Below are 25,470 nucleotides of genomic sequence, written 5' to 3' on the forward strand. Positions count from 1 at the left end.
GAAACGGGGCCTGTGCACAACTCGGCTCCGGACCGCCCGGCACCCCTCGCAACGACTTGACCCCGACCCGCACCGACTGTCGGTGGCGTGCGTCAGACTGGTCCAGCGGCATCAGAGCCGACGAAGGCCGGCAGGGCGAGCGAGCAACAGCAGGAGGCGGTTCCGGTGAAGATCCGGGTGGAGCGCGATGTACTCGCGGAGGCGGTGGCCTGGGCGGCCCGTAGCCTCCCGGCCCGTCCGCCGGTGCCCGTCCTCGCGGGCCTGCTTCTGAAGGCGGAGGAGGGCAGCCTGAGCCTCTCCGGCTTCGACTACGAGGTCTCGGCCCGCGTCTCCGTCGAAGCGGATGTGGAGGAGGACGGCACCGTTCTCGTCTCCGGCCGGCTCCTCGCCGACATCTGCCGCGCTCTTCCCAACAGGCCTGTGGAGATCTCCACGGACGGTGTCCGGGTGAGCGTTGTCTGCGGCTCCTCGCGATTCACCCTGCACACCCTCCCGGTCGAGGAGTACCCGGCGCTGCCGCAGATGCCGACCGCCACCGGCACCGTCCCCGGTGACGTCTTCGCCGCCGCCGCCTCCCAGGTCGCCATCGCCGCGGGCCGTGACGACACGCTGCCGGTGCTCACCGGCGTACGGATCGAGATCGAGGGTGACACCGTCACGCTGGCGGCGACCGACCGCTACCGCTTCGCGGTCCGGGAATTCCTGTGGAAGCCCGAGACGGCCGACGTCTCCGCGGTCGCCCTGGTGCCCGCCAAGACGCTTCTCGACACCGCCAAGTCGCTCACCAGCGGTGACACGGTCAGCATCGCGCTGGCGGGTTCGGGTGAGGGTGAAGGCCTGATCGGCTTCGAGGGCGCCGGGCGCCGTACCACCACCCGCCTGCTCGAAGGTGACCTGCCGAAGTACCGCACGCTCTTCCCGACCGAGTTCAACTCGGTCGCGGTGATCGAGACCCCGCCGTTCGTCGACGCGGTCAAGCGCGTGGCGCTCGTCGCCGAGCGGAACACCCCGGTCCGGCTGAGCTTCGAGCAGGGTGTGCTCATCCTCGAGGCGGGGTCGAGCGACGATGCACAGGCTGTGGAGCGGGTCGACTGCAGACTCGAGGGCGACGACATCTCCATCGCCTTCAACCCGGGCTTCCTGCTCGAGGGCCTGAGCGCCATCGACTCCCCGGTCGCCCAGCTCTCCTTCACGACCTCTACGAAGCCCGCGCTGCTGAGCGGTAAGCCGGCCGTGGACGCCGAGGCCGACGACGCGTACAAGTACCTGATCATGCCGGTGCGGCTGAGCGGCTGAGCGTTGAGCGGCTGACCCGGGGCGGCGCTCGGTCCGCGAGCGCCCAGCCGCCGGGAGCGCGCGAGTCCTGCCCGGCAGTGCCGCCGCATGCCGGTGTGACGGTCGGGCCGAGTCCCCCCTTCCCGCTCCTGCGAGCGGTCGATCCCCACAGGTGAGCGCCCGTAACCGGGCGTAGGCTCGACCGCAGGTACGAAAGCTATGAAAGGGCAGTGATGGAGCTCGGTCTCGTCGGTCTCGGCAAGATGGGCGGCAATATGCGCGACCGCATCCGCCGCGCAGGTCACACCGTCATCGGATACGACCGCAACCCGGACCTCGCCGATGTCCACAGCCTCGAGGACCTGGTGGGCAGTCTCAAGGGGCCGCGCGTTGTATGGATCATGGTCCCGGCCGGAATCGCGACCCAGACCACCATCGACGAGCTGGCCGAGGTTCTGTCGCCCGGTGACGTCGTCGTCGACGGCGGCAACTCCCGCTGGACCGACGACGAGAAGCACGCCGAGCAACTGCACGCCAGGGGCATCGGCTTCGTCGACTGCGGTGTCTCCGGCGGCGTATGGGGCCTGGAGAACGGCTATGCGCTGATGTACGGCGGCGCCGCCGAGGACGTGGCCAAGGTCCAGCCGATCCTGGACGCGCTCAAGCCGGAGGGCGATTTCGGCTCCGTCCACGCCGGAAAGGTGGGCGCGGGCCACTTCGCGAAGATGGTCCACAACGGCATCGAGTACGCGATGATGCAGGCCTACGCCGAGGGATGGGAGCTCCTCGAGGCCGTGGACTCGGTCACCGATGTACGCGAGGTCTTCCGCAGCTGGCAGGAGGGCACGGTCATCCGCTCCTGGCTGCTCGATCTGGCCGTCAACGCCCTGGACGACGACGAGCATCTGGAGAAGCTGCGTGGTTACGCGGACGACTCCGGCGAAGGCCGCTGGACCGTGGAGGCAGCGATCAACCACGCTGTGCCACTGCCGGCGATCACCGCGTCACTCTTCGCCCGCTTCGCATCCCGCCAGGACGACTCTCCGCAGATGAAGATGGTCGCCGCGCTCCGCAACCAGTTCGGCGGACACTCGGTCGAGACCGCGTAGTCCGGGGGCCGGGGTTCGCGCCCCGGACAAGACAGCAGTAAGCACACCGCAGGGGAGGCCGGCGGCGCAGGCCGCAGCGCGTCATGCACGTATCGCATCTGTCGCTCGCCGACTTCCGTTCGTACGCCCGGGTCGAGGTCGCGCTCGACCCGGGCGCCACAGCGTTCGTCGGCCCCAACGGCCAGGGCAAGACCAATCTCGTCGAGGCGATCGGCTACCTGGCCACCCTCGGCAGCCACCGGGTGTCCTCCGATGCGCCGCTGGTGCGGATGGGCGCTGAGCGCGCGATCATCCGGGCGGCCGTCGTCCAGGGCGAACGGCAGCAGCTCGTCGAACTGGAGCTCAACCCGGGCAGGGCGAACCGCGCGCGGATCAACCGTTCATCCCAGGTCAAGCCACGTGACGTGCTCGGCATCGTCCGGTCGGTCCTGTTCGCGCCCGAGGACCTCGCCCTGGTCAAGGGCGACCCCGGGGAGCGGCGCCGTTTCCTCGACGAACTGATCACCGCCCGGTCGCCCCGGATGGCGGGCGTGCGCTCCGACTACGACCGCGTACTCAAGCAGCGCAACACCCTGCTCAAGAGCGCGGCGATGGCCCGTCGGCACGGCGGCCGCTCGATGGACCTGTCGACCCTCGATGTCTGGGATCAGCACCTCGCCCGCGCGGGGGCCGAGCTGCTGGCCGGGCGTCTGGACCTGATCGCGGCGCTGCAGCCGCTGGCCGACAAGGCGTACGAACAGCTGGCCCCCGGCGGCGGTCCCCTCGCGCTCGAATACCGCGGATCGACCGGCGAGGGACTCCCCGCCGTGAACACCCGGGAGGAGCTGTACGAGCTGCTGCTCGGTGCGCTCGCCGAGGCCCGCAAGCAGGAGATCGAGCGCGGTGTGACGCTGGTCGGCCCGCACCGCGACGACCTGCTGCTCAAACTCGGCCGACTGCCGGCCAAGGGGTACGCGAGCCACGGCGAGTCCTGGTCGTACGCGCTCGCGCTGCGTCTTGCCTCGTACGACCTGCTGCGCGCCGAACACCTCGGTCCCGAGGGGTCCGCCCCCGAGGGTGAGCCGGGTGGCGGCCGCCGGGCCGGTGAGCCTGTGCTCGTGCTGGACGACGTCTTCGCGGAGCTGGACGAGCGGCGCCGGGAACGGCTCGCCGAGCTGGTCGCACCGGCCGAGCAGGTGCTGGTCACGGCGGCGGTGGAGGACGATGTACCCGGTCTGCTGGCCGGGGCGCGCTTCGTGGTGGCCGACGGTGCGGTGGAGAAGGTGGCCTCATGACGGAGCAGCCGGAGCGGCCCGCATCCTCGGACGCCGAGGCTCCGCGTCCGCCGGAGCCGTCCGGTGTCGATCTCGCGCGGGTGGCGCTCCGGGCGGCGAAGGAGCAGGCCAGGGCCCGTGGCGCCGCCGCGCAGCAGAAGAAGCAGGCCCGCCGCGGCGGTCTGCGCTCGGGAGCGCGGGCGGACGGCCGCGACCCACTGCCGCTGGGCGCCGCGATCAACCGGCTGATCACCGAGCGTGGCTGGGAGGCTCCTGCGGCGGTTGGCGGTGTGATGGGCCGCTGGCCGCAGATGGTGGGGCCGGAGGTGGCGCAGCACTGTGAGCCGCAGAAGTACGACGAAGACGCGCGGGTGCTGACCGTGAGCTGCGATTCGACGGCCTGGGCGACGCAGCTGAGGCTGCTCGCGCCGCAGCTCGTCGCCCGGCTCAACGCGGATCTGGGGCAGGGCACGGTCAAGTTGATCAAGGTGCAGGGCCCTGCCGGCCCACCCCGTCGATACGGCCCGCTGAGGGCCCCGGGGAGCCAGGGGCCGGGCGACACGTACGGCTGAGCGCCCGGAGCCGGGCCGCCGTGCAAAAAGGGCGTTCCTCACCGTAGTGAAGGGTTGACGCTCGGAAGCGCTGAGCGCCACTGTGAGCCTCTTGGAGCCCGGGGCCGCATATGGGGAGTCGGCGGATGGCGGTTCAGGGCGGCACATGCGGACTCAGGCACCCGCAAACCGCCATTCATGTCGGCGCTACCGGTAGACTAGAGAGCAATCCCGCCGACTCGCGGAACATGTCGAACGACGCAGCCGCTCCCGTATGCCCGGAGACGGCTTGTGCTGTGCCAGAAAGGGCGCTTCGTGGCCGATTCCGGCAACCCCAACGAGAACATCACCGCTTCCACCACCGAGGGAGACGCTGTCGGCTCGGGCAACGGGCCCGCCGTGACGGAGGCACCGTCGTACGACGCGAGCGCGATCACGGTCCTCGAGGGTCTGGACGCGGTCCGCAAGCGACCCGGCATGTACATCGGGTCGACCGGTGAGCGGGGCCTGCACCACCTGGTGTACGAGGTCGTCGACAACTCCGTCGACGAGGCCCTGGCCGGGCATGCCGACACCATCGACGTGACGATCCTGCCCGACGGCGGGGTCCGCGTGGTCGACAACGGCCGCGGTATCCCGGTGGACATCGTCCCCTCCGAGGGCAAGCCGGCCATCGAGGTCGTGCTGACCGTCCTGCACGCGGGCGGCAAGTTCGGCGGCGGCGGCTACGCCGTGTCCGGCGGTCTGCACGGTGTCGGTGTCTCCGTGGTCAACGCGCTGTCGGCCAAGGTGTCGGTCGAGGTCAGGCGGGATGGCCACCGCTGGACGCAGGACTACAAGCTCGGTGCGCCGACGGCTCCGCTGGCGAAGAACGAGCAGGTCCACACCACGGGGACGACCGTCACTTTCTGGGCCGACCCGGACATCTTCGAGACCACGGACTACTCCTTCGAAACGCTGTCCAGGCGCTTCCAGGAGATGGCGTTCCTCAACAAGGGCCTCACCATCTCGCTGACCGACCAGCGCCCCGACCACGTGGACGAAGACGGCAACGCGCTGACGGTCCGGTACTACTACGAGGGCGGCATCGTCGACTTCGTGAAGTACCTCAACTCCCGCAAGGGCGACCTGATCCACCCCACGGTGATCGATGTCGAGGCCGAGGACAAGGAGCGGATGCTCTCCCTCGAGATCGCGATGCAGTGGAACTCGCAGTACAGCGAGGGTGTCTACAGCTTCGCGAACACGATCCACACGCATGAGGGCGGTACCCACGAGGAGGGCTTCCGCGCGGCGCTGACGGGTCTGATCAACCGCTACGCGCGCGAGAAGAAGCTGTTGCGGGAGAAGGACGACAACCTCACGGGTGAGGACATCCGCGAGGGCCTGACCGCGATCATCTCGGTCAAGCTCGGCGAGCCGCAGTTCGAGGGCCAGACGAAGACGAAGCTGGGCAACACCGAGGCGAAGACCTTCGTCCAGAAGATCGCCCACGAGCACCTGACCGACTGGCTGGACCGTAACCCCAACGAGGCCGCGGACATCATCCGCAAGGGCATCCAGGCCGCCACGGCCCGGGTCGCCGCCCGCAAGGCGCGCGATCTGACCCGCCGCAAGGGGCTGCTGGAGAGCGCGTCACTGCCGGGCAAGCTCAGCGACTGCCAGTCGAACGACCCGGCGAAGTGCGAGATCTTCATCGTCGAGGGCGACTCGGCCGGTGGCTCCGCGAAGTCCGGCCGCAACCCGCAGTACCAGGCCATCCTGCCGATCCGCGGCAAGATCCTGAACGTGGAGAAGGCGCGGATCGACAAGATCCTCCAGAACACCGAGGTCCAGGCCCTCATCTCGGCCTTCGGCACGGGTATCCACGAGGACTTCGACATCGAGAAGCTCCGCTATCACAAGATCATCCTGATGGCGGACGCCGATGTCGACGGCCAGCACATCAACACCCTGCTGCTGACCTTCCTCTTCCGGTTCATGCGGCCGCTGGTGGAGGCCGGGCACGTCTACCTCTCGCGCCCGCCGCTCTACAAGATCAAGTGGGGCCGGGACGACTTCGAGTACGCGTACTCGGACCGCGAGCGGGACGCCCTGATCGAGCTCGGCCGGCAGAACGGCAAGCGGATCCGGGACGACTCCGTCCAGCGCTTCAAGGGTCTCGGTGAGATGAACGCCGAGGAGCTGCGGATCACCACCATGGACGTGGACCACCGCGTCCTCGGCCAGGTCAGCCTGGATGACGCGGCACAGGCCGACGACCTCTTCTCGGTGCTGATGGGCGAGGACGTCGAGGCCCGGCGCTCGTTCATCCAGCGAAACGCCAAGGACGTCCGTTTCCTCGACATCTGAGTCGGCCTGCCCGCCCCCTGGCCTGCGGCACGGGGGACCTGAACTTCGAAAGGACGTTGACCAGTAATGGCCGACGACACTCCTGACATTCCCGAGACCACCGTCACGCCCGAGGGCACACCCGCGGCCGTCGAGGGCGTGGGCCTTCGCGTCGAGCCCGTCGGGCTCGAGACGGAGATGCAGCGCAGCTACCTCGACTACGCGATGTCCGTCATCGTGTCGCGTGCGCTGCCCGATGTCCGCGACGGCCTGAAGCCGGTGCACCGCCGCGTCCTGTACGCGATGTACGACGGCGGCTACCGGCCCGAGAAGGGCTTCTACAAGTGCGCCCGCGTCGTCGGCGACGTCATGGGTACGTACCACCCGCACGGCGACTCCTCGATCTACGACGCGCTGGTGCGGCTCGCCCAGCCGTGGTCGATGCGGATGCCGCTGGTCGACAGCAACGGCAACTTCGGTTCGCCGGGCAACGACCCGGCCGCCGCCATGCGGTACACCGAGTGCCGGATGAAGCCGCTGTCCATGGAGATGCTCCGGGACATCGACGAGGAGACCGTCGACTTCCAGGACAACTACGACGGCCGCAACCAGGAGCCGACGGTCCTGCCGGCCCGCTTCCCCAACCTGTTGATCAATGGCTCTGCCGGTATCGCGGTCGGTATGGCGACCAACATCCCGCCGCACAATCTGCGGGAGGTCGCCGAGGGTGCCCAGTGGGCGCTGGACCATCCGGAAGCCTCGCACGAGGAGTTGCTGGACGCACTCATCGAGCGGATCAAGGGCCCGGACTTCCCCAGCGGCGCGCTCGTGGTGGGCCGTAAGGGCATCGAGGAGGCGTACCGGACCGGGCGCGGCTCGATCACCATGCGCGCGGTGGTGGAGGTCGAGGAAATCCAGGGCCGGCAGTGCCTGGTGATCACCGAGCTGCCGTACCAGGTGAACCCCGACAACCTCGCGCAGAAGATCGCCGACCTGGTGAAGGACGGCAAGGTCGGCGGGATCGCGGACGTCCGGGACGAGACCTCCTCGCGTACGGGGCAGCGTCTGGTCATTGTGCTGAAGCGGGACGCTGTCGCCAAGGTCGTCATCAACAACCTCTACAAGCACACCGATCTGCAGACGAACTTCGGCGCGAACATGCTCGCGCTGGTGGACGGGGTGCCGCGCACGCTCTCGCTGGACGCGTTCATCCGCCACTGGGTGACGCACCAGGTCGAGGTCATCGTCCGCCGGACGAAGTACCGGCTGCGCAAGGCCGAGGAGCGGGCGCACATCCTGCGCGGTCTGCTCAAGGCGCTGGACGCGATCGATGAGGTCATCGCGCTGATCCGGCGCAGTGACACGGTCGAGGTGGCGCGCGAGGGCCTGATGGGCCTGCTCGAGATCGACGAGATCCAGGCGAACGCGATCCTGGAGATGCAGCTGCGCCGACTGGCGGCTCTGGAGCGCCAGAAGATCGTCCAGGAACACGACGATCTGCAGGCGAAGATCAACGAGTACAACGCCATCCTCGCTTCGCCCGAGCGGCAGCGGCAGATCATCAGCGAGGAGCTGACCGCGATCGTCGAGAAGTTCGGCGACGACCGGCGAAGCAAGCTGGTGCCGTTCGACGGTGACATGTCCATCGAGGACCTGATCGCCGAAGAGGACATCGTCGTGACGATCACGCGCGGCGGCTATGTGAAGCGTACGAAGACCGAGGACTACCGCTCGCAGAAGCGCGGTGGCAAAGGTGTGCGCGGCACGAAGCTGAAGCAGGACGACATCGTCGACCACTTCTTCGTCTCCACGACCCACCACTGGCTGCTGTTCTTCACCAACAAGGGCCGGGTGTACCGGGCGAAGGCGTACGAACTGCCGGACGCGAGCCGGGACGCGCGCGGTCAGCATGTGGCGAATCTGCTGGCGTTCCAGCCGGACGAGCAGATCGCGGAGATCCTGGCGATCCGGGACTACGAGGCTGTGCCGTATCTGGTGCTGGCCACCAAGTCCGGCCTGGTGAAGAAGACTCCGCTGAAGGACTACGACTCACCGCGCTCCGGCGGTGTCATCGCGATCAATCTCCGGGCGATGGACGACGGCCGGGAGGACGAACTGATCGGTGCCGAGCTGGTGTCGTCCGAGGACGATCTGCTGCTGGTCAGCCGGAAGGCGCAGTCGATCCGGTTCACGGCGACGGACGACGCTCTGCGGCCGATGGGACGCGCGACTTCCGGCGTCAAGGGCATGAGCTTCCGGGAAAGCGACGAACTTCTCTCGATGAATGTCGTCCGGCCGGGTACGTTCGTCTTCACCGCCACCGACGGCGGGTACGCGAAGCGGACGAATGTCGACGAGTACCGCGTCCAGGGTCGTGGGGGCCTCGGTATCAAGGCCGCCAAGATCGTGGAGGACCGTGGCTCCCTGGTCGGCGCTCTGGTGGTCGAGGAGACCGACGAGATTCTCGCCATCACGCTGAGCGGCGGTGTGATCCGTACGCGGGTCAACGAGATCAGGGAGACGGGCCGTGACACCATGGGCGTCCAACTGATCAACCTGGGCAAGCGCGATGCCGTGGTCGGCGTCGCCCGGAACGCCGAGGCAGGTCGTGAAGCTGAAGAGGTCGAGGAATTGGCCGACGCAGCCGAGGGTGCCGCGCCGGAGGCGGCCGAGGGCATTGACGCCCCGGCCGACGAGCACGAGGAGTAAGTCGTGAGTGGAGCCACGGGCGCCGGGACGGGCGGTCCGAGAGCCGAGGGGCGCGCCCCTTCCGGGTCCGCGACCGCGGCGGAGGGAGCCCGTGGCTCAGCCGGCGACGGCGGTGAAAGCCCGCAGGACGCTTCACACCAAGGGGACTCCGGTGGCGGGACGACGGTGACGGGCACGCGCCAGCCGCAACCGCAGCCCCAGCCGCAACCGCAACCGCAGCCCCAGCCGCAACCGCAGGTGCAGCTTCAGCCGCCACCGCCCCAGCCGTACCACCCGCCGCAGGCCTACGCGTCGCCGCCGCGCGCTGCGCAGGACGGTGGCGCACCGACAGGCCGTCCGGGGCAGCAGCAGTCGGTGCGGCGCCCCCGTACCGGCGCCCGTACGATTCCGCGCATCCGCAAGGCCCGGCTGCGGGTGGCCAAGGCCGACCCGTGGTCGGTGATGAAGGTCAGCTTCCTGCTCTCCATCGCGCTGGGGATCTGCACCATCGTTGCGGTCGCGGTGCTGTGGATGGTCATGGACGCGATGGGCGTCTTCAGTACCGTCGGCGGGACGATCAGCGAGGCAACGGGTTCGAACGAGAACAACGGCTTCGATCTGCAGTCCTTCCTTTCACTGCCCAGAGTGCTGATGTTCACCTCGATCATCGCGGTGATCGACGTCGTGCTGGCCACGGCGTTGGCTACGCTCGGCGCGTTCATCTACAACCTGTCGGCGGGCTTCGTCGGCGGTGTCGAGCTGACACTGGCCGAGGACGAGTAACCGATTTTGGGACTGTGCACGACGTGCGCTAATCTTTCGATGCAGCGCGGGGCTATAGCTCAGACGGTTAGAGCGCTTCCCTGATAAGGAAGAGGCCACAGGTTCAAGTCCTGTTAGCCCCACCGCGTGATCGGGCCCGGACGGAGGTTTCTCCGCCGGGCCCGACTCGTTGGCGGGGCGAGGAACTTGGGCCGGGCGTAGGTCACCGATCGGTATCGGTCGGTGTGTATAGTCGGGCGCCAGAGGTCCCCTACGTCAATGAAAGACGAGGTCGCGCGGTGAAGAAGCTTCTCCTGGTCGCACTGGCCGCCATCGGCGGGCTCCTCGTGTACCGCCAGATCCAGGCGGATCGCGCCGAGCAGGATCTGTGGACGGAGGCGACCGACTCCGTGCCCGCAGGTCCGGGTGTGTGAGCCGAACAGCCCTTTCAAGCCCCGGCCGCTCGGCGGCCGGGGCTTCATGCTGTTGCGGGACCGTGACGCAGGGCTCTTGAATTTGCCTCAGCAAATCAATACCTTGCGTGAGCAAAGCTTTTGGTCCTGTGAGGGGGAGTACAGGGATGGCGAGACTTCACTGCCGGGCGGCGGGGGCACTGATCTGCGGCACGTTGATCGCACTCACGGCGTCTTCGCTGCCGGCCGGCGCGGCGCCGGCAGCCGGGTCCGTCGCCGGGCCGGCCGATGGCAGGAGCAGCCTGGTGATGGTGCTCGACTCGTCCGGCTCGATGGCCGAGGACGACGGCTCCGGCAGTACGCGTATCGAATCGGCCCGTAAGGCGGTCCGCACGGTGGTGGACACCCTGCCCGACCGCTACCCCACCGGACTGCGGGTCTACGGCGCCGACAAACCGCAGGGCTGCACCGACACCCGGCTGGTACGCCCCGTGGAGCCGCTGGACCGTGGAGCCATGAAGCGGGCCGTCGCCGCCGTGCGGCCCAAGGGGGACACCCCTATCGGGCTGTCCCTGCAGAAGGCCGCGGCCGACCTGCCCGCGCGGACCGACAGCTCGCTCGGCCGCCGTACGATCCTGCTGATCTCCGACGGCGAGGACAACTGCGGTGCCCCGGAGGCGTGCAAGGTCGCCGAGCAGCTCGGAGAGAGCGGGGTCGATCTGCGGGTCGACGCCATCGGCTTCCAGGTGCGGGGAGCGGCCCGCAAGCAGCTGGAGTGCGTAGCCGAGGCGGGCAACGGCCGTTACTACGACGCTCCCGACGCCGACGCGCTGGCCCGGCAACTGCAGCGCGCAGGGCAGCTGTCGGCCGACGGTTACCGCTTCAAGGGGAAGAAGGTCACCGGTTCGCTGAGCCAGGGCAACGCCACTGCTCTGGAGCCGGGTCAGTACCTCGACACCATCGGGCCCGGCGAACGGCGCTACTACTCGGTGGAGTTGGACGGCACCTCGACCGCGAACTTCTCGGCCACGGCGGCCCCGCAGCCCGGAGCGGCCGTCGATGTCACCGACGCGCTGCGCACCCAGGTGCAGGCCGGGGCCGACAGCGTCTGCGAGAGCAGCACCGAGCAGTTCGCGCAGAACGAGGGGGCGACTCCGATCACCTCCGGAGTCAGCCGCATCCCGTCCGAGGACGGCTACGGGAGCTGCGACGATCCGGGCCGCTACCGGCTGATGGTCGAACGGGAGGCCGGGAAGGGCTCGGATGCCTCGCGGTGGCCGCTGGAGCTGACGTACGACGTCGAGAAGCCGCTGAAGAAGGGCGTCACACCCGCCCAGTCGGAGCCGGAGTACGGCGCGGGAGCCAAGGACGCCCAGCTGCCCACCGGAGCGCCGAAGCGGATCAACGGCGGTACGAGCTTCAATGACGCCAAGGAGATCGGGCAGGGCGTGTGGCGGGGCACGGTTCTCCCGTCGCAGACGCTCTGGTACAAGGTGCCCGTCGGCTGGGGGCAGCAGCTGCGCTACGACGTGGAGTTCGCCAACGAACCCACGGTCAAGGGGTACAGCTCGGAGATCTCCTACGGCGCCACCCAGGTCTACACCCCGGCCCGGCACCCGGTCGGCGGCGGCACCGGCGAGTTCACCCCGCAGGTCAGCTACGACGGACGGCTCAAGGCGCTCCGGATGGGCACGGTGCCGGTCGCGTGGACCAATCGCTACGAGTCACATCCCAACACCGTTCCGGTGCACGACGAAGGCAATTTCTACATCGCGGTCACCCTGGGCGCGAAGGCCGCCGAGATCGCGGAGAACCCGCAGATCGGCGTGAAGCTGCGAGTCGCCGTGCTCGGCAAGGAGAAGGCCGGGCCGCAGCACAACGCGCCCGTGGTGAAGGCCGCCGATTCCGGCCCCTCGGCAGACAGCGGGGAAGCCGGCGGTGGAGGATGGGCCTCCGGCCCGGTCGTCGCAGCCGTTGCCATCGGTCTGGGCGTCGTCCTCCTGTCCGGGCTCGCGGTGGCCTACGGACGGGCGCGTAAGAAGAACAGCGGTACGGACCCGATGAGGAGAGACGCGTGGTGACGCGGGGCACGAGGGCGAGCGGCCTCGCCGCGGTGGCGGCGCTGTGCACGGTGGTGGTGCTGCCGGGAGCGGTTCTGGCCGATGACAAGGGTGAGTTGCCGACGTACCGGGCCGCCGACGACGCCAAGCCGGTGAAGGGCGCACGCACCAGCGCGGACGCGCCCCCGATCGAGCCCGGAACGTACACCGACACGATCGGGCGCGGTGAGAAGAAGGTCTACAGCGTCGAGCTGGACGCCAGATCGAGCGCTTTCCTCTCGGCGGTGGCGGCTCCGGCCCCCGGCACGAAGGTCGAGGACTACACCGACGGGCTGAAGGTGACGCTGTCGGACCACAGCGGCGACGAATGCTCCACCAGTGAGGACGCGAACTTCGAGGGTGGCGGGATGGCGTATCCCATCGCCGATTACGCCACCCGCCTGGTGGGTGGGGACCGGACGGCCTGCCAGCAGAAGGGCCCGTACTACTTCTACGTGGAGCGGCAGGGCGAGGCCACGTCCAACCCCGGCCGCTGGCCCATCGAGCTGCGCTTCATGTCCGAACCTGGGCTGAAGGGAAGTGTGCCCGCCGAGCCGGGCGAGGGCAGTTGGAGCACGGAGACGCCCGCGCCGCTGGCCGGCAGCTCGAAGCGGAAGGCTATGGGCGGGACCGGTTTCAATGACGCCGGATCGGTCGGCCAGGGCGTGTGGAAGGACCGGATCAGGCCGGGCGAGACCCGCTTCTACCGGGTGCCGGTCAACTGGGCGCAGCAGCTCAATGTGAGTGCCGAGCTGCCCAACTCGCCATCTGAAAAGGGAACTTCGAATGGCTACATTCCGGATGCCCTGGGGCTGTCGGTGTTCAACCCGGCACGAGGGCCGGTGGACGGCGCCGACTTCGCCGACTACGAGGGCGAGCAGTCGGCAACGTCGCTGTTCACCGCTCCGGTGAACTACGGCAATCGCTTCAGCAGCAACGGACCGGTCTCGGCCATGCGATTCGCGGGCTGGTACTACCTCGCTGTGTCCATGCACCCCGACACCGCCAAGTTCTTCGGGGGGAAGGGCGCCGACCTCACGCTGCGCGTGGACCTGAAGGGCACGCCGAAGGCCGGGCCCGCGTACAGCAAGGAAGCGGCGGACTTCTCCGTCACCCCGCAGGACCGGGAGATGGCCGAGAACGGGCTGACGGAGGAGCAGGCGGAGCGGAACGACACCATGCAGCTGGTCGCGTACGCCGGGATCGGCGCCGGTACGGTCCTGCTGCTGGGGCTCGGTGTCTGGATCCTGCTGGCCCGGCGGCGCTCATCGGCCGGTGCCGCACCGGCCGCCGGTGCCGCGACGGCCTCGCGGCAGGCACAGTTGCCCCCGCAACACTCTCCGCACCCGCAGCAGGCAGGCCACGCACAGCAAGGGGGCCACGGGCAGGCAGGGCCGCCGCCCCAGGATCAGCAGTACGGGCCGCCGCCCAGCTGGTGAGTCACCCCGCGGTCAGCGCCCAGATGCCGACCGCGAAGCAGAGCAGTGCCACGAGCAGCACCGGGACCGTCACCTTCGGGGGCGGTCCCGGACGGCTTTGCGGGGCAGGAACCGGCGATGCCGGCGGAGCGGGAGCAGGAGCGGGAACCTGCGGGCCGTGAGCGGTGTATGGACGAGTAGGTGCGTAATCGCGATGTGCCGCCGACGCCGGAGTCTGGGATTGGTTCGGCGGGGCTGAGGACAGGGGGGCCAAATCATGGGACGTCTGTGGGACCGGGGCAGGAGCGTGTGCGGGCGGTTGCGTCGGTACCGGTGTGGGCGTCGGTGGGGTGCTCGGCTGCGCGGGCGGTGCCAGCTGGAAGCTGCCCGTCTCCGACGGAGCGGACTGGGGGGGTACGAGCCCTCCCGCGGCTCCCGCGGCTCCCGCGGTGCCCGTGGGGCTCTCGGGGGTGTGGGGAGCCCCCGAAACCGGGCCGTCCGGGCCGAACCCTGCGGGCAGTGGCCCGATGTGGTCGAAGACCTCGACGGCCTCTTCCTCGACGGTCGCTTCGGTCAGCATCTCCGCCGCGGCGACGATCGCCTTGCGCGCTCCCGTGGCCGTCCTGAACCGCGCCTGCGGGTCAGGTTCCAGCAGATTCGCGAGCACCTGCCACAGCGGCTCCGGGACGCTCTCGGGCGCGCTCGGCACACCGTGCGAGGCGAAGTGCTCGATCAGGGCCTGGGAGTCCGGCTTGCGGCCGGTCAGCAGATACAGAGCGACCAGGCCGACCGCGAAGAGGTCCGCGGGAAAGTCCGGTTCGGCGCCCATCATCTGCTCGGGCGCGAAGTAACCGGGCGTTCCCACCACATAGTTGGTCTCGGTGAGCCGGGGCTCGCCCTTGCGCATGGAGATGCCGAAGTCGGACAGCCGCAGATGGGGGCGGCCGGTGCCGGTGGCCTCCAGAAGGATGTTGGCCGGCTTGATGTCGCGGTGCACAACGCCCTCCGCGTGCACCGCGGTCAGTCCGGACAGCAGCTGGTCGAGAAGCGCACAGACGAAACGGGGCGGCAGCGGGCCGTAGTCTCCTATGAGGTGGGCGAGCGAGCCGCCGCTCACCAAGTCCATGGTGAACAGCACCTTGTCGTCGTCCGCGGCCCAGCTCGCCGGGGCGAGGACATGCGGATGGTCGATCCGCAGCGCCTGTTCCCGTACGAACCGCAGCAGGGTGTGCGCATCGCTCTGCTGCAGCACCTTGGCAGCGACATAGCGCCGCCGTCGCTGGTCCCATGCGCGCCAGACAGCGCCCACCCCACCGCGCCCGATCGGGTCGATCAGCTCGTACCGGCCAGCGAAGACCTCACCCATTGCGCCTTGTCCGCCCTCGTCGCTCAGCCTTGGTGCGCCTCGTAATGGGCCACCGCTTCCGCGGTCCGCCCGGCGCCGTACACCCGGAGGAACTCTGCCAGCTCCGGCTGGGTCGGTGCGAGTGAGTCCGCCGCTTCGATGATGTCCCCAGCCGCCGCGACCGATCGCAGCAGCGACTGGATCTCGCGGACCACACGGCGCACGGTCGGAGCCCCGGAGCTCGACGTGGACTGGGACGTGGTGCTCAGCATGGAGCCGCCGGAGGTCTTCTTGATCTCTTCCATGCGGTCCGCGGCCTCGGCCGCGCTGACACTGCCGTCCGCGACCTGCCCCGCCAACTGCTGGAGCGCCTGGACTCGTTGAACGACAGCAGGGTTCCCGATCTTCGCTCGCTGACCGCTCATCAGCTGCGACAGCATGGGGGCCGACAGTCCCAGCACAGCGGCCAGTCGCGCCTGATTGAGGCCGAGGTCATCGATCAGCCGGCGGAAGAGCGCCCCCAGCGGTTCCCCGTACCAGCTGCGCTGCAGCTCACGGGCCCTGGCGGTGGTTTCCTGCTGTGCTGCATCCATGACGACTCCCCTTCGCTGCTGCGAACCTCGCGCGACATCCTACGGAGCGTGATTGCGGATCGGGAGTCCCTTATCCTTTTGCGAGGTTCCCCCGAACACCAGGTACTCTGGTCTGCGGCAGTCGGCGGGGCGCAGTGCGCGACGGTCCGATTCACCACCCCTCGGGGCCTTAGCTCAGTTGGTAGAGCGCTGTCTTTGCATGGCAGATGTCAGGGGTTCGACTCCCCTAGGCTCCACATCGAGAAAGCCCCTCTGAACTGCGGAAACGCGGTCAGAGGGGCTTTCTGTGTTGTCCTTCTGGGGACACGGAGTGGGCACATCACTTCGATTACGGCCTTTCGCCTGGCCCTCCATCGAGACCAAGGGACGCAGGGACGGGGAGCCCACATACGTCGTCCGCCGGCGCGCAGGTGAAGCCCGGCACGGCAAGCGAGTCGGAGCCCTCCGACGACCTCAAGTCGGCCGAGCTCTACGCGTGCATGGCGGCCCTCGTCCCGTGCAGCGCTGCGTGCAGCATCGCGGCGGCAGCGTCGCCACAGCGGGTGCGGCGGCGGGGCCGCGGCACCCGCTGTGGCGACGCTGAACCGTGAGCACGTGACGCCGGACGCAGTCGCAGCGTGTGCGATCCCACATAACCCGAGCCATCCCATCGGCTCCTGGCGAAATCCCGTTGGTGAATGTCACTTCAGCCACTACTGCGAACGGAAGGCGGGCCCATAGCGTCTGTTGGGCCATCCTCCTCGCCTCAGGCCAGGTGGTTTTCCAGCGAAGGGCAGGCCCCGACCATGACCGTCGTCGCGCCGATTTTCATTGGCGTCTTGTATGTGTGTCTCATGTCCCTCATCCGCGAGCCGCACCGGCGCCGATTCAATGCGATCATGGTCGCCGGAGCCGGAGCCGTCTACATCAGCGGAGGGGGCTTCGGTCCTTGGGAATTCGCTTTCACGGCGGTCGTCACGTACTGCGCTTACCGTGGCTTGGAGTCGTGGACGTTCATCGGCATAGCGTGGCTGCTGCACACCGGATGGGACCTGCTGCACCACCTGCACGGTAACCCGATCATCCCGTTCGCGGAACACTCCTCTTTCGGCTGCGCTGTCTGCGACCCCGTGATCGCCGTGTGGTGCTTCACGGGTGGCCCCTCGGTCACCGACATTCTCCGATCGCGGATCTCCCGCTCCCGGTCGGCCATCGGTCAAAGGAAGATGGCCACGACGCCGGGAAGTGATGAGGCGGCCAGCGCAATCAGGCCCCAGAGGGACGGGCCCCCGCCGGCGTCGCTGCCCGTCTCCGTTCGCTGGCTGCTTTCGCACCCGACGGGAAGAAAGACCCGTGATGCTCGACCGAGTTCTATTCCGCCCATCCGGCGGTGTGCATCGCAGAAGAATCCGCACCCTGATAACGGCCATGGTCGTAGCCGGGGCGTTGGTCTGGGGAGCCCTTGTGGTTACCGCCGATTCCCCGGGCGGGCGATAGAAGGCGGCTAGGAAGTCAATGGGCCCGATGAAGGAACCGATGTGGCACAGCTCTGGCGTAAACGGAAGGTGATACGCCGGATACGACTGGCTGGTCGGACAGGGGATGGGGGTTTACGACCCCGGCCTTGACGGGCTGAGGGAGCGGAGTGTCACGCTCATGCTGATGGGTGACTCGATCACCCACGGCTTGGGCAGTTCCAACAAGGCAGGTCACCGGTGGAACTGTGGGACGACCTGGAGGGGAAACGAAGAAGCTGGACTTCGTCGGGTCGCGGCGGTGGGGTGATATGCCCGACGGCGACAACGAGGGCCACCCTGGCCGGCGGATCGATCAGATCGCCGAGATCGCGGATTGCTCGGTGCCGTCAAGTCGGCCCATTGTGATCACGTTGCACCACGCCGGCACCAACGACCTGAACCAGAACCATGAGATCGGGCGCCGACCAGGCTCAGCGGCCTGATCAGCGAGGCATTCCAAGACGCCCCGGAAACGATGGTGCTGGTCGCCGCTCTCATTCCCGCCGGGAAGCCGGGCCTGCAGCCCAGGATCGACGCGTACAACGCCAAGGCCGACTACCTGGTGGTCCAGGACGGGGGATCCGTCCGCGTCTGGCTGAACAGAGGCGGAAACACCGGAGGTTGCATCCACCTTCGGGCGGCGGTGGCGACCAGCCTCCTCCTTCGGGCGGTGGAGGCGTCGTCGGACCGGGCACCCCGGGACTGACCCGACCGACAGGGCCGGCCCGGCAATTCGACTCCCCTGGCCTCCACCCCGATACTCCGTGCGGCGGGAGACCTCAGGTCTCCCGCCGCACGGCATGTGCCGGCCCTCACCGGCTCCCACCGGCTTTCAAGAGTTCAGCGCTTGTGTCCGCGCTTGCGTCCCTGCGCCTCGGCCTCGGCCTGCTTTGCCTGCACCTCCGGGTCCAGAGCGGCTTGCTCGCTGCCGTCCACCGAGGTCAGCGGGCGGTCACCCAGTTCTGTCGCGGCGGGGGGCTCGACCAGCCAGTCCGGGTTGGCCTGCTTCTCCCACCACTTCCATACGGCGATGGCGCCTCCGGCCAGCGCGCCGAGCACCAGCACCCGCTTCGCAGCCCGGGCGCCCTTCGCCCGTCGGCGGCGCTTCCTCACCAGCTTCTCGATGTCCGCGGCTGTCACGTCTCCGCGCAGCGCTGCGAGAGCCGCGGCGCTGCGCTGTACGGCTTCCTCGCGCATCGGTTCGGCGGCGGCCACCGCGTGCTCAACCCTGGGCACGGTGTATTCCGCCGCCTGCTTGGCGGCCTTGCGAGCGCGCTTGGCCGCGCGGCTCGCGGCGGCGTCGACCTTCGGTGGCAGCGCACCGCGAGCCTGGTCGAAACCGTGCTGGAGACGCGGCTGGAGGTGCGTGTCGTACTGGACGAGAGCGCTGTCACGGGCTTGCTGTGCGGCGTGGGAGACCTTGGGCGCCAGCCGAGCGCGGGCCTCTTGCGCGTAGTGCGCGGCCTGGTCCCTGGCCGTGCCGGCGTATGGCGCCACCACCTCCGCGGCGTGCACCACGCTGTCCTTTGCGGTGCCGGTCGCGGCGCGCACGCTGTCGATGCGGGTCACGGGATCCTCCTCTTCGGTGGCGGTACGGTTTTCGCCTTTCCACCCGATAAGAGATCATGCCCGTTCGCGCCGTATACGGAATGGCGGCCGGGCATCCGGGTAAAGGTCCCCAAAAGCAGATCAAGCAGACGCTTCGGGACCTTCTGCTGACGATGCCATGGTTCGGCGTCGCGCGCTCCGGTTCGGCGGGTACTCGTCGCGATACCGTCCGTGCGAGGATCGTGGAAGGCCAGTGAAAACTACGGAAGGCAGATCGTGGCTGAGCAGCTCTACGCCACCCTGAAGACCAACAACGGCGACATCGAGATCCGGCTTCTGCCGAACCACGCGCCGAAGACGGTCAAGAACTTTGTCGAGCTCGCGGAGGGCTCTCGTGAGTGGACGCACCCCGCGACCGGCAAGACGTCCACGGACAGGCTGTACGACGGCACCGTCTTCCACCGGGTGATCAGCGGCTTCATGATCCAGGGCGGGGACCCGCTGGGCAACGGCACCGGTGGCCCGGGCTACGAGTTCGGTGACGAGTTCCACCCGGACCTCGCCTTCGACAAGCCCTACCTGCTGGCGATGGCCAACGCCGGCCCGGGCACCAACGGCTCGCAGTTCTTCATCACCGTGTCGCCCACCGCGTGGCTCACGAACAAGCACAGCATCTTCGGCGAGATCGTCGACCCGAAGAGCCAGCAGGTCGTGGATGCCATCGTGGCGGCCCCGACCAACCCGCGCACCGACCGTCCGCTGAAGGACATCGTGATCGAGTCGGTCGTCGTGGAGACCCGGGAAGGCTGACCCGGAACGGGAACCAACCTGCCCCGCCCGTCCGTATGACGTGCGGGGCAGGTCTTTGGCGGGCCCGAGCCCGTTGAGCATGGAGACGAGGGGACCGATGGATCAGGCGCCAGGAAGCCCGGACAGTCCTGCGGCCGCGGGCGGCATGCCGGTCTGCTACCGGCACCCGGACCGTTCGACCGGCATCAGCTGCACTCGCTGCGAGCGCCCGATCTGCCCGGACTGCATGGTCAGCGCCGCGGTCGGTTTCCAGTGCCCGGAGTGTGCCCGGGGCGGCTCCGGTACGGGGCATGCGCCGCACGCCTCCCGGCCGCGCACCATCGCGGGCGGCACCGTCACCGACGACCCGCGCCTGGTCACCAAGATTCTTCTGGGCCTCAATCTGGCGATCTGGTTCGCGGTGCTCGCCGCCGGCGACCGGCTCGTCAACGATCTGGACCTGGTCGGGACCGTCACATACTCCTACGAGGGCGCCCAGGGCGTCGCCGAGGGCCAGTGGTACCGGCTGCTGACCGCGATGTTCCTGCATCAGCAGGTCATGCACATCGCCTTCAACATGCTCTCGCTGTGGTGGCTCGGCCCGCCGCTGGAGGCCGCACTCGGCCGGGTGCGCTTCCTGGCGCTGTACATGCTCTCCGGGCTCGGCGGCAGCGCGCTGTCGTACCTGCTGGCGGCTCCGAACCAGCCCTCGCTCGGTGCCTCCGGTGCGATCTTCGGCCTTCTCGGCGCGACCGCCGTACTGATGCGCCGGATGAATTACGACATGCGGCCGGTCATCGCACTGCTCGCGCTCAACCTCGTCTTCACGTTCACCTGGAGCAACATCGCCTGGCAGGCCCACATCGGCGGCCTGGTGGTGGGCGCGGCGGTCGCGTACGGCATGGTGCACGCGCCGCGTGAGCACCGCGCCCTCATACAGCGCGTCACCTGCCTGGTGGCGCTGCTGGCGATAGTCGCGGTGGTGTGGGTACGCACGCTCCAGCTCGCGGGCTGAGCCTCCCGGCGAGCCCGGGGCGGTCAGTTGTCCACAGCGGGTGGCGGATCTTGTGCATGCTGTGGGGAACGGCTGTCCGCAATCGCACTGACCTGCGTTTTCCCAGCAAGGTCAAGGGGTGGACGGGGGTCGTAGGACGTACCACCAGTCACACCGGCGTCAACGGCCGAGAGGTTATCCACAGATCGTCTGACCTTTTCCCCATGTGGACAGAGCTGTGGATAACTCTGTGGGCAACCTTGGGTCAAGGCTTGCGGGAACGGGCCGGTCGGTGACCAATGGCCGGGGACCGAGGCAGCGGCGGGCCCGCCCTGCCCGGTCGGTGAGGACCGGAAGGGCGGGGCGGCGCCGGGCGGTGCTGTGCGGAAGCGGGCGGGGCCGCTACTTCCACTGGGTGGAGACCACGAACCCCGCGGCGATGAAGCCGAAGCCGACCACGATGTTCCAGTTGCCCAGCGAGCCGATCGGCATGTCGCCCGTGGTCACGTAGAAGACGACGATCCAGGCCAGGCCGATGAGGAACATCGCCAGCATCAGGGGCGCGACCCAGCTGCGGCCGCTGGAGAGGTTGATGCTGGTCTGCTTTGTCGTCGTCGGCGGCGTGAAATCGGCCTTTTTGCGGATACGTGACTTCGGCACGAGGAGTTCTCCTGTCGATGCGCTGCGTGGCCGCGCAGATATCTCGGTCTGTCGGCCGGGGCGGGGGGCTACGGGGAGCGCTTCCTCTCCCAGGCGTCAGTTAGCGTAGTGCTTCCACGGCGTTGAAGGAGATAAGGGTACGGTGAGCAATTCTGCGGGCCCTCCCGCCGGCCAGTCCACGCGGTCCCGCCGGTTCCGTCCGGTACGACTGCTGACCGCCGGGGTCTTTGCCCTCGCCGGGCTCATTTTCTGGACAAGTTTCAACACGGCCCAGGGTACTGATCTCCGTACCGATGCCTCGATGTTGAAGCTCTCCGATCTGATCCGGGAGCGCAGCCGGAAGAACGCCGCGCTGAACGACGAGGCCGGGGCCATGCGCTCGCAGGTCGAGCGACTCGCCGAGCGCGACGACGACAGCACCGAGGCCGAGAAGATCAAGCTCAACACGCTGGAACGATTCGCAGGCACCAAGAAGCTCAGCGGCCCGGGCCTGACGGTCACCCTCACCGACGCGCCCCCGAATGCCACCGCCCGCATCCCCGGCATCCCCGAGCCGCAGCCCAATGACCTCGTGATCCACCAGCAGGACCTCCAGGCCGTGGTCAACGCTCTGTGGCAGGGCGGCGCCCACGGCATCAGGGTCATGGACCAGCGGCTGATCTCCACCAGCGCGGTCCGCTGCGTCGGCAACACCCTGATCCTCCAGGGCCGGGTCTACTCGCCGCCGTACAAGGTGACCGCCGTCGGTGACCGCGCCCGGCTGCAGAAGGCGCTGACCGACTCCCCGACGATCCAGAACTACATGCAGTACGTCAACGCCTACGGGCTCGGCTGGAAAGTCGAACAGCGCCCGGCGGTGACTCTTCCCGGCTACTCCGGCACAGTGGATCTCCACTACGCGAAGCCCGTGAGGTAAGCCCGGGACGGAGGGACCACCGGTGGCGGGGACGGTGCGGCTGATCGTCAGGACATTCAGCGAAGTCTGCGTCACCGTCGGCACCGTCATCGTGCTGTTTGTCGTCCATGTGCTGTTCTGGACCGGAGTGCGGGCCGACGCCGCGATGGACGGCGAGATCGGCCGGCTCCAGGAGCGGTGGTCGACCGGCCCCGTGACCGACGCCACGCAGGGACAGGAAAAGCCGCAGCAGGACGGGTCGGCGGCGGAGCACGGACCGAAGCCGTACGAGAGCGGCAAGGCCTTCGCCGTCATGTACATACCGCGCTTCGGTGGCAGTTGGGCCAAGCCGGTGCTGGAAGGCACCGGCACCGGCACTCTCAAGAAGGGCCTGGGCCACTACGCCCGCACCGCCCCCCTCGGCGGCACCGGCAACTTCTCGGTCGCGGGCCATCGCCGCACGTACGGCGACCCGTTCAAGGACTTCCCGGAGCTGCGCCCCGGCGACGCGGTGGTGCTGACCGACGGCGCCACCTGGTTCACGTACCGCATCGACCGGAAGCCGTACCGCACCCTTCCGTCCGACACCGGGGTCCTCGATCCCGTCCCGCAGAAGGCGGGTTTCGGCCGCCCGGGCCGGTATATGACGCTGACCACCTGCGAGCCGGAGTGGGGCCACAGCCACCGTCTGATCGCCTGGGCGCACCTCGACGCGACCCGGCCCGTCGAGCGTGGCAAGCCGGCCGCATTGCGCAGCTGACCCACCTGGCCCACCCGCGAGCCTTACTCTGGTGCTGCAATCGACTTCGGATCGGCGAGTAGGGACAGCATGTACGGCTGGGTCTGGCGGCATCTGCCGGGTAACGCTTGGGTACGGGCGGGGATCTCGCTGGTGCTCGTACTGGCGATCGTCTTTGTGCTCTTCCAGTACGTCTTCCCGTGGGCGGAGCCGCTGCTGCCGTTCAACGATGTGACGGTCGACAACGGCGGAGCCGCCCGATGAGCGCCCGCATCCTCGTCGTCGACAACTACGACAGCTTTGTCTTCAACCTCGTCCAGTACCTGTACCAGCTCGGCGCGGAGTGCGAAGTGCTGCGCAACGACGAGGTCGGTCCGGCGCACGCACAGGACGGCTTCGACGGCGTGCTGCTGTCCCCCGGGCCGGGCGCTCCGGAACAGGCCGGTGTCTGCATCGACATGGTGCGGCACTGTGCGGACACCGGGGTGCCGGTGTTCGGGGTGTGTCTGGGCATGCAGTCGATGGCGGTCGCGTACGGCGGGGTCGTCGACCGGGCACCCGAGTTGCTGCACGGCAAGACCTCGCGCGTGACGCACGAGGGCGTGGGTGTCTTCGAGGGCCTGCCGTCGCCGTTCACCGCGACCCGCTACCACTCGCTGTCGGTCGAACGGGGCACGGTCCCCGACGCGTTGGAGATCACCGCCTGGACCGGCGGCGCCGACGCGACCAGTGGCATCGCGATGGGGCTGCGGCACCGGGATCTGCCGGTGGAGGGTGTGCAGTTCCACCCGGAGTCGGTGCTGACGGAGTGGGGGCACCGGATGCTGGCCAACTGGCTGGTGGCATGCGGGGATGACGGCGCCGTGGAGCGGTCGGCGGGGCTCGCGCCGGTGGTCGGCAAGGTCGGCGCGTGACCGAACTCCGCCCCGAAAGCGACTCCGCGTCGCCGTACGGAGACTCGTACGGCGATACGGGCGCGTTCGAGGCGGCTGTCGGGCGCCTCGACGATCCGCTGAACGATCCCCTCCCGGGACAGGCTTCCCCCCAGGTGCCCCGGCAGGTGCCCGGCCAGGCGTCGGGCCAGGCGCCGGGGCTCGTACCGGAGCAGTCGAACGGCCAACTGCCGGGCCGGCAGGGCTCACCCTGGTTCCGCCCCCGGGAGGAGCCGGAGCCCGGGCCCGGGGCGGCTTCGCAGTCGACGTCGTACGGCCAGGGGTACGCGGCCAAGCAGCAGGGCCAGGAGTACGCACCTTCGCCGGAAGGCGGTCAGTCGTACACGACAGCCGAAGCCTGGCGGATCGTCGCCCGGACTCCCGCCCCGGAGGCATACGCGGCCCCGGCCGACGCGACGGCCCCGGACACCCCGGCGGACCCGGTCGCCCCAGCCGTACGGCGGTTCGCCGAAGTGCCCTTCGACGACAAGCCGTTCGGCGATGAGCCCTTCGACTCCGAGACGGTGGCCCTCCGGGTGGCCGAGCCCCGGGCGGGCGGCCGGGGAGCCGCGGGATCACCCGAGTCGGGGCCGCCGCAGGACGGTGGCCGCGCCGCGCGCCGGCGGGCCGCCAAACAGCGCGGCGGCCGGCGTGCGCGGGGGCGCCGGCCCGCTCACGGCGCCGCAGCGACGGCATCCGCAGCGACGGCATCCGCAGCGACGGCATCCGCAGCGACGGCGTCCGCCGCGGCGGTGACCGCTCCCCGGTCCCGCGTGGAAGCCCGTCGGCAGGCGCGGGCCCGCAAGGATCCGCCCGGAGTCATCGCCAGCCGGGCCATCGGTGAGACGTTCATCACGCTCGGTGTGCTGATGCTGCTGTTCGTGACCTATCAGCTCTGGTACACGAACATCCTCGCCCAGCAGGAGGCGGGCGGCGCCGCGAACAACCTGCAGAACAGGTGGGACGAGGGAGGCGAGGGGGACCGGAAGCCGGACGCGTTCTCGCCCGGCCAGGGCTTCGCCATCATGTACATCCCCAAGCTGGATGTGAAGGTCCCGATCGCCGAAGGCATCGACAAGCAGAAGGTCCTCGACCGCGGGATGGTCGGCCACTACTCCAAGGGCAGGCTCAAGACCGCGATGCCCTGGCAGAAGGGCAACTTCGCGGTCGCCGGGCACCGCAATACGCACGGCGAGCCGTTCCGGTACATCAACAGGCTCAAGCCGGGCGACGAGATCATCGTTGAGACGCAGAGCACCTACTACACGTACGAGATGGCGAGCATCCTTCCGCAGACCTCGCCCAGGAACATCGACGTGATCGAGCCGGTGCCGCCGGGATCGGGGTTCACCAAGCCGGGGCGGTACATCACGCTGACGACCTGCACTCCCGAATTCACCAGTACGTATCGAATGATCGTCTGGGGCAGGATGGCCGACGAGCGGCCGCGCAGCGAGGGCAAGCCCGACGCACTCGTCGCCTAGCAAATCCCCGGGAACGGCGTATCTGCACAGCAGTCACAGCAGATACAACAGGCATGGCAAGCACAACAGGCACAACAGGTACAACAGGCACACAGA

At 68.8% G+C, this 25,470-nt stretch carries 23 protein-coding genes, 2 tRNA genes and 1 pseudogene; 22 read left to right on the plus strand and 4 right to left on the minus strand.

Annotation, left to right across the window (positions count from 1 at the left end):
* The first annotated feature begins 165 nt into the window (after positions 1-165).
* The 11 genes from dnaN to ABZW18_RS12490 all read left to right on the plus strand — a co-directional run bounded on the left by dnaN (position 166) and on the right by ABZW18_RS12490 (position 13,920).
* Positions 166-1,296, plus strand: coding sequence for a DNA polymerase III subunit beta (dnaN, locus tag ABZW18_RS12440; RefSeq protein ID WP_356185896.1), 1,131 nt, complete (start codon positions 166-168; stop codon positions 1,294-1,296).
* A gap of 212 nt (positions 1,297-1,508) precedes the next feature.
* Positions 1,509-2,384 (plus strand): phosphogluconate dehydrogenase (NAD(+)-dependent, decarboxylating), encoded by an 876-nt coding sequence (gene gnd / locus ABZW18_RS12445; RefSeq protein ID WP_356186052.1) that lies wholly within the window; start codon positions 1,509-1,511, stop codon positions 2,382-2,384.
* Positions 2,385-2,467: 83 nt separating this feature from the next.
* Positions 2,468-3,658 carry a DNA replication/repair protein RecF gene (gene recF, locus ABZW18_RS12450; protein ID WP_356185898.1) on the plus strand — a complete coding sequence of 397 codons (1,191 nt, stop codon included), beginning with the start codon at positions 2,468-2,470 and terminating at the stop codon, positions 3,656-3,658.
* The gene (locus ABZW18_RS12455) at positions 3,655-4,209 is read left to right on the plus strand and encodes a DciA family protein (RefSeq protein WP_356185901.1); all 555 of its coding nucleotides are present in this window, start codon (positions 3,655-3,657) and stop codon (positions 4,207-4,209) included. The genes recF and ABZW18_RS12455 overlap by 4 nt, the downstream gene beginning before the upstream one ends.
* 270 nt (positions 4,210-4,479) lie before the next feature.
* Positions 4,480-6,540 (plus strand): DNA topoisomerase (ATP-hydrolyzing) subunit B, encoded by a 2,061-nt coding sequence (gyrB, locus tag ABZW18_RS12460; RefSeq protein ID WP_356185904.1) that lies wholly within the window; start codon positions 4,480-4,482, stop codon positions 6,538-6,540.
* 66 nt (positions 6,541-6,606) lie between these two features.
* Positions 6,607-9,228: a DNA gyrase subunit A gene (gene gyrA / locus ABZW18_RS12465; protein ID WP_356185907.1), complete on the plus strand. Its 2,622-nt coding sequence runs from the start codon at positions 6,607-6,609 to the stop codon at positions 9,226-9,228.
* A gap of 3 nt (positions 9,229-9,231) precedes the next feature.
* Entirely contained in the window at positions 9,232-9,990 is a 759-nt protein-coding gene (locus ABZW18_RS12470) for a DUF3566 domain-containing protein (protein ID WP_356185909.1), read from the plus strand.
* A 48-nt stretch (positions 9,991-10,038) separates the two neighbouring features.
* Positions 10,039-10,112, plus strand: a tRNA-Ile gene (locus tag ABZW18_RS12475).
* Positions 10,113-10,268: 156 nt separating this feature from the next.
* Positions 10,269-10,403 carry a DLW-39 family protein gene (locus ABZW18_RS12480; RefSeq protein WP_219818897.1) on the plus strand — a complete coding sequence of 45 codons (135 nt, stop codon included), beginning with the start codon at positions 10,269-10,271 and terminating at the stop codon, positions 10,401-10,403.
* A gap of 146 nt (positions 10,404-10,549) precedes the next feature.
* Positions 10,550-12,463 carry a VWA domain-containing protein gene (locus ABZW18_RS12485; RefSeq protein WP_356185913.1) on the plus strand — a complete coding sequence of 638 codons (1,914 nt, stop codon included), beginning with the start codon at positions 10,550-10,552 and terminating at the stop codon, positions 12,461-12,463.
* Complete coding sequence (locus tag ABZW18_RS12490) at positions 12,457-13,920, plus strand: hypothetical protein (protein WP_356185915.1); 1,464 nt, start codon at positions 12,457-12,459, stop codon at positions 13,918-13,920. The genes ABZW18_RS12485 and ABZW18_RS12490 overlap by 7 nt, the downstream gene beginning before the upstream one ends.
* Position 13,921: 1 nt before the next feature.
* On the opposite strand, the gene ABZW18_RS12495 is transcribed toward ABZW18_RS12490, so the two are convergent.
* Both ABZW18_RS12495 and ABZW18_RS12500 read right to left on the minus strand, forming a co-directional pair.
* Positions 13,922-15,265: a serine/threonine-protein kinase gene (locus ABZW18_RS12495; protein ID WP_356185918.1), complete on the minus strand. Its 1,344-nt coding sequence runs from the start codon at positions 15,263-15,265 to the stop codon at positions 13,922-13,924.
* A gap of 23 nt (positions 15,266-15,288) precedes the next feature.
* Complete coding sequence (locus tag ABZW18_RS12500) at positions 15,289-15,837, minus strand: DNA-binding protein (RefSeq protein ID WP_356185920.1); 549 nt, start codon at positions 15,835-15,837, stop codon at positions 15,289-15,291.
* Positions 15,838-16,000: 163 nt separating this feature from the next.
* Here ABZW18_RS12500 and ABZW18_RS12505 point away from each other — a divergent pair.
* The 4 genes and pseudogenes from ABZW18_RS12505 (at position 16,001) to ABZW18_RS12520 (ending at position 18,039) form a co-directional block, all read left to right on the plus strand.
* Positions 16,001-16,073: transfer RNA gene (locus ABZW18_RS12505), tRNA-Ala, on the plus strand.
* Between the two features lie 549 nt (positions 16,074-16,622).
* Positions 16,623-17,006, plus strand: a pseudogene (locus ABZW18_RS12510) (DUF6010 family protein); the annotation flags it as partial.
* A 596-nt stretch (positions 17,007-17,602) separates the two neighbouring features.
* A complete protein-coding gene (locus tag ABZW18_RS12515) occupies positions 17,603-17,776 on the plus strand; it encodes a hypothetical protein (RefSeq protein ID WP_356185923.1) in 174 nt (57 codons plus the stop codon).
* A gap of 32 nt (positions 17,777-17,808) precedes the next feature.
* Positions 17,809-18,039, plus strand: coding sequence for a hypothetical protein (locus ABZW18_RS12520; protein ID WP_356185926.1), 231 nt, complete (start codon positions 17,809-17,811; stop codon positions 18,037-18,039).
* A gap of 134 nt (positions 18,040-18,173) precedes the next feature.
* Here the strand turns inward: ABZW18_RS12520 and ABZW18_RS12525 are convergent, their stop codons facing one another.
* On the minus strand, positions 18,174-18,902 hold the full coding sequence (locus tag ABZW18_RS12525) for a DUF5324 family protein (RefSeq protein WP_356185929.1): 729 nt from the start codon (positions 18,900-18,902) through the stop codon (positions 18,174-18,176).
* Between the two features lie 255 nt (positions 18,903-19,157).
* On the opposite strand from ABZW18_RS12525, the gene ABZW18_RS12530 reads away from it, so the two are divergent.
* Positions 19,158-19,691, plus strand: coding sequence for a peptidylprolyl isomerase (locus ABZW18_RS12530; protein WP_356185932.1), 534 nt, complete (start codon positions 19,158-19,160; stop codon positions 19,689-19,691).
* A 97-nt stretch (positions 19,692-19,788) separates the two neighbouring features.
* Entirely contained in the window at positions 19,789-20,685 is an 897-nt protein-coding gene (locus ABZW18_RS12535) for a rhomboid family intramembrane serine protease (RefSeq protein ID WP_356185935.1), read from the plus strand.
* Positions 20,686-21,066: 381 nt separating this feature from the next.
* On the opposite strand, the gene crgA is transcribed toward ABZW18_RS12535, so the two are convergent.
* Positions 21,067-21,324: a cell division protein CrgA gene (crgA, locus tag ABZW18_RS12540; protein WP_356185938.1), complete on the minus strand. Its 258-nt coding sequence runs from the start codon at positions 21,322-21,324 to the stop codon at positions 21,067-21,069.
* A 142-nt stretch (positions 21,325-21,466) separates the two neighbouring features.
* Here crgA and ABZW18_RS12545 point away from each other — a divergent pair, with 142 nt between their 5' ends.
* The 5 genes from ABZW18_RS12545 (at position 21,467) to ABZW18_RS12565 (ending at position 25,374) form a co-directional block, all read left to right on the plus strand.
* Entirely contained in the window at positions 21,467-22,240 is a 774-nt protein-coding gene (locus ABZW18_RS12545) for a DUF881 domain-containing protein (RefSeq protein ID WP_356185941.1), read from the plus strand.
* Between the two features lie 22 nt (positions 22,241-22,262).
* On the plus strand, positions 22,263-22,979 hold the full coding sequence (locus ABZW18_RS12550) for a class E sortase (protein ID WP_356185944.1): 717 nt from the start codon (positions 22,263-22,265) through the stop codon (positions 22,977-22,979).
* A 69-nt stretch (positions 22,980-23,048) separates the two neighbouring features.
* Complete coding sequence (locus ABZW18_RS12555; RefSeq protein ID WP_356185947.1) at positions 23,049-23,222, plus strand: hypothetical protein; 174 nt, start codon at positions 23,049-23,051, stop codon at positions 23,220-23,222.
* The gene (locus ABZW18_RS12560) at positions 23,219-23,872 is read left to right on the plus strand and encodes an aminodeoxychorismate/anthranilate synthase component II (RefSeq protein ID WP_356185950.1); all 654 of its coding nucleotides are present in this window, start codon (positions 23,219-23,221) and stop codon (positions 23,870-23,872) included. Before ABZW18_RS12555 ends, ABZW18_RS12560 begins: the two co-directional genes overlap by 4 nt.
* The gene (locus ABZW18_RS12565) at positions 23,869-25,374 is read left to right on the plus strand and encodes a class E sortase (protein ID WP_356185952.1); all 1,506 of its coding nucleotides are present in this window, start codon (positions 23,869-23,871) and stop codon (positions 25,372-25,374) included. Before ABZW18_RS12560 ends, ABZW18_RS12565 begins: the two co-directional genes overlap by 4 nt.
* Positions 25,375-25,470 lie beyond the last annotated feature (96 nt).

Source organism: Streptomyces sp. NPDC004647, assembly GCF_040609575.1.
In the GTDB taxonomy this organism is placed as follows: domain Bacteria; phylum Actinomycetota; class Actinomycetes; order Streptomycetales; family Streptomycetaceae; genus Streptomyces.